This is a genomic window from Vannielia litorea (assembly GCF_018424695.1).
Taxonomy (GTDB): Bacteria; Pseudomonadota; Alphaproteobacteria; order Rhodobacterales; family Rhodobacteraceae; genus Vannielia; species Vannielia litorea_A.
The window spans coordinates 1-3,391 of record NZ_QTNQ01000167.1 but is presented as its reverse complement, the minus strand read 5'-3'; the positions used below and the strand labels follow the sequence as shown (position 1 = coordinate 3,391).

The following is a 3,391-nucleotide window of genomic DNA, read 5'->3' as shown; positions in this document are numbered from 1 at the left end:
GTGCACCTCTTCTCGGGCACCTTCGGTGCCGAGGCAGAGGCGGTAACCTACGTGATGCCCCCGATGGAAGGCGCGGTGATCGACGCGCCCGCCCCCCTCACGGTGGACCTCCCCGAAGCCTTCATCGACCTCGCCCACGTGAAAATGGGCCATGGCCCCGGCCTCGAGCCGCTGCTTGAAGAGGTTTTCGCCGACGAGACCCTGCTCGACGTGCGCCATATCACCGCCGGGGCCGATACCGTGGTGGTGATCGACGAGCGCGCCACGGGCGGCTACCCCTTCCGCCTCACCGACACCCCCCGCCTCACCTACCACGGCGCCTTCGACATCCCGGCCTGAACGCCGCCGCGATGAGAGGCCGCGCCGCGAGGCACGGCCCGAAGAGCGACCCCTTGCGCGCCCGCGCCAAACCCGGTTGAACGGTCGATGACGCCACCACGGAGAGTACGATGAAGCCGGGACCACGCAACCTCATCACCGATGTCGCCGGGCTGCGCGTCGGCAATGCCACCAACGCGCAGGTCAAAACCGGGGTCACCGCGCTGGTGGGCGACACGCCCTTCGTGGCCGCCGTCCACGTCATGGGCGGCGCACCCGGCACCCGCGAAACCGATCTTCTCGCGCCCGACAAACTGGTGCGCGAGGTCGATGCGCTGGTGCTCTCGGGCGGCTCCGCCTTCGGGCTCGATGCGGCCTCGGGCGTGGCCGACGGGCTCAGGGCACAGGGGCGCGGCTACCAGGTGGGCGAGGTGCAGGTGCCCATCGTCCCCGGCGCCATCCTGTTCGATCTGCTGAACGGCGGCGACAAGGACTGGAAGGACAACCCCTACAAGGCCATGGGACGCATGGCGCTCGATGCGGCAGGCGTCAGCTTCAAGCTGGGGTCGGTCGGCTGCGGCACCGGCGCCACCACCGCCACCCTGAAAGGCGGGCTCGGCTCGGCCTCCGTGGTGCTCGAGAGCGGCATCACCGTGGGCGCGCTCGTCGGGGTGAACGCGGTTGGGGCAGCGGTCGAGGGCGAGGGCCCCCGCTTCTGGGCCGGGGCCTGGGAGATGGGCGCGGAGTTCGGCGGGCTCGGCGGCCCCGAGCGCTCCGATGCGGGCTTCGAGCCCTCGCTCGAAAAGCGCGCCGGCGAGGCCACCACCATCGCCATCGTCGCCACCGATGCCGCGCTCGACCCGGCGCAATGCCAGCGCATGGCCGTGGCCGCGCATGATGGCATGGCCCGCGCCCTCGTGCCCTCGCACACGCCCTTCGATGGCGATCTGGTGTTCGGTGCTGCCACCGGCGCCAGGCCCCTGCAAGACCCGGACTGGGACGCGCTGCGCATCGGCCATGCCGCCGCCACCTGCCTCGCCCGCGCCATCGCCCGGGGCGTTTACGCCGCCAAACCCGCGCCGGGCGATACCCTGCCCACCTGGCAGGAGAAATTCGCGTAAGACGGGCCATCGCCCCCCGGCCACCCGGTTCTGCCCGCCAAGCCGCTCATCGGTCCTCGCGGCCCTCTTCGCAGCTGCGATGAGCGGCCGCCAGGCCCCGAAGAGCAGCAACGCCTAGCGCTCCAGCCGCTGCCGCGCCACCGCCTCATGGCCCTCGGCACGCACCTGCTCGGCCAGCGCCTGCTCGACGAAATCCATATGCGCCTCCACAGCCGCCCGCGCCGCCGCAGGGTCGCGCCCGAGAATCGCCGCGGCAATCGAACGATGCTGCTCCAGCAGCCGCGCCCGCGTCGGCTGGTTCCGGAACATGATCTGACGGTTGTAAAACACCCCCTCGCGCAGCAGCCCGAACATCGCTCGCATCATGTGCAGCAGCACCACGTTATGCGCGGCCTCCAGGATCGCCATGTGAAAGCCCGCATCCAGCTCGGCCTCTTCCTCCGGGGTGGAGCGCCGCCCATGGGCCTCTTCCATAGCCGCCAGCGCGGCGGCAATCACCGCATGGTCGCCGTCGGTGCCATGCACGGCGGCGCGCTCGGCAGCCTGCCCCTCCAGGTCACGGCGGAAGCCGATGTAATCCACCACCGCCTCCCGGTGCCCGGCAAACAGCCGCACCAGCGCCGGCGGAAAGACCGAGCGCAAGCCCTCGGCCACGAACACCCCCGCGCCCGCCCGCGCCTCCAGCAACCCCTTCTCCTGCAAGGCCCCCAGGGCCTCCCGCAGCGAGGGGCGTGACACGCCAAGGCGCTCGGCGAGGTCACGTTCGGCAGGCAGCCGCTCGCCCGGGCGCAGCACGCCGCGCAGGATCAACAGCTCGATCTGCTCCACCACGGCCCCGCTCAAACGGGCGGCGGTGACAGGTTGGAACGGCATGAAAAAGCCCCCCGGAATTGGTCAAGTGATTTGACCACGTTCCGGGGGGAGGGGGCAAGGTGCTCCCGCCACAGGCCGGGCGAGAGCGAAGACGGAACGAGGCAGGGACAGGCCCCGATCCGAAATTCCTCAGGTGTTCGGGATGATGATGATCTCGACCCGGCGGTTCGCGGCACGGCCACTGGTGGTCTGGTTGGTCGCGACCGGCTGGCTCTCGCCCCGCCCGATGGCCTGCACACGGCCAGAGGAGACGCCGCCATTCAGCAGCACGCTCCGCACGGCCAGCGCCCGGCGCTCCGAGAGATCCTGGTTGTAAGAGGCCGCGCCGGTGCTGTCTGTATGGCCGATCACCTGCACGGTGGTGTTCGGGTAGTCGTTCAGCGAGCGGGCCAGCGTGTAGAGGTCATCCTGAAGCACGGCCGAAAGCGCGGTGCTGTCGGTGGCAAACAGGATGTCCTGCGGCATGGTCACGATCAGCCGGTCGCCGGTGTTCACCACGTCGATCCGTCCATCGAGGTTCTGGTCCAGCTCGCGGGCCTGCTTGTCGAGTTGCGCGCCGATTGCACCGCCCACGCCTGCGCCCACGGCTGCACCCAGCACGGCGCCGCGGCGGCGGCTCTCTTCGTCATCGCCCAGCGCCACGCCGGCCAGCGCGCCCACGGCGGCCCCGGCCAGGGCGCCATTCTGGGTTTTCGGGCCAACGCCCTCGCAGCCGGCGAGGAAGGTTGCGGCGGCGGCGGAAATCATAAGTGTGTTGCGGATCATCTCTGCTACGGTCCTTGTTCGTCTGATTGGTCCCCATGGACGTTGGAGCGTTAACGCCCTCTTTGGCGCTTCGTTCCGTTAAAATGTGACATAGCCAACTGGAATCTGCGTGATCCGCCCGTGTTGAGCGAAAACCCGCCCGCTTTCGCCGGTGAATGTTTCAGCCTGCGCAGCTGCTGTCACATGCCGTGAGGCGGGGGCGGCTCTTCGGCCCTTCGAGGCCTCATCGCCCCAGCGCCGCCGCGCCCCGGTCAGGGCGATGACAGGCCGAAGGCCCTGGAAGAGCCGCCCCCGCCTCACGGCATGTGACAGCA

5 protein-coding genes are annotated in these 3,391 nt (G+C 69.9%); 2 read left to right on the top strand and 3 right to left on the bottom strand.

Features of this window, described 5'->3' with window-relative positions:
• Window positions 1–339, top strand: a 339-nt coding sequence (locus DYI42_RS23575) for a hypothetical protein (RefSeq protein WP_213549524.1), incomplete at its 5' end; no start/stop codon positions are given.
• 110 nt (window positions 340–449) lie between these two features.
• Window positions 450–1,439: a P1 family peptidase gene (locus tag DYI42_RS23570; protein WP_213549522.1), complete on the top strand. Its 990-nt coding sequence runs from the start codon at window positions 450–452 to the stop codon at window positions 1,437–1,439.
• Between the two features lie 114 nt (window positions 1,440–1,553).
• Here DYI42_RS23570 and DYI42_RS23565 read toward each other — a convergent pair whose 3' ends face one another.
• The 3 genes from DYI42_RS23565 to DYI42_RS23555 all read right to left on the bottom strand — a co-directional run.
• Window positions 1,554–2,312, bottom strand: coding sequence for a FadR/GntR family transcriptional regulator (locus DYI42_RS23565; protein ID WP_213549520.1), 759 nt, complete (start codon window positions 2,310–2,312; stop codon window positions 1,554–1,556).
• Window positions 2,313–2,441: 129 nt separating this feature from the next.
• Window positions 2,442–3,077, bottom strand: coding sequence for an OmpA family protein (locus tag DYI42_RS23560; RefSeq protein ID WP_213549518.1), 636 nt, complete (start codon window positions 3,075–3,077; stop codon window positions 2,442–2,444).
• A 78-nt stretch (window positions 3,078–3,155) separates the two neighbouring features.
• A partial coding sequence (locus DYI42_RS23555; RefSeq protein WP_213549515.1) for a hypothetical protein occupies window positions 3,156–3,391 on the bottom strand: 236 nt, incomplete at its 5' end.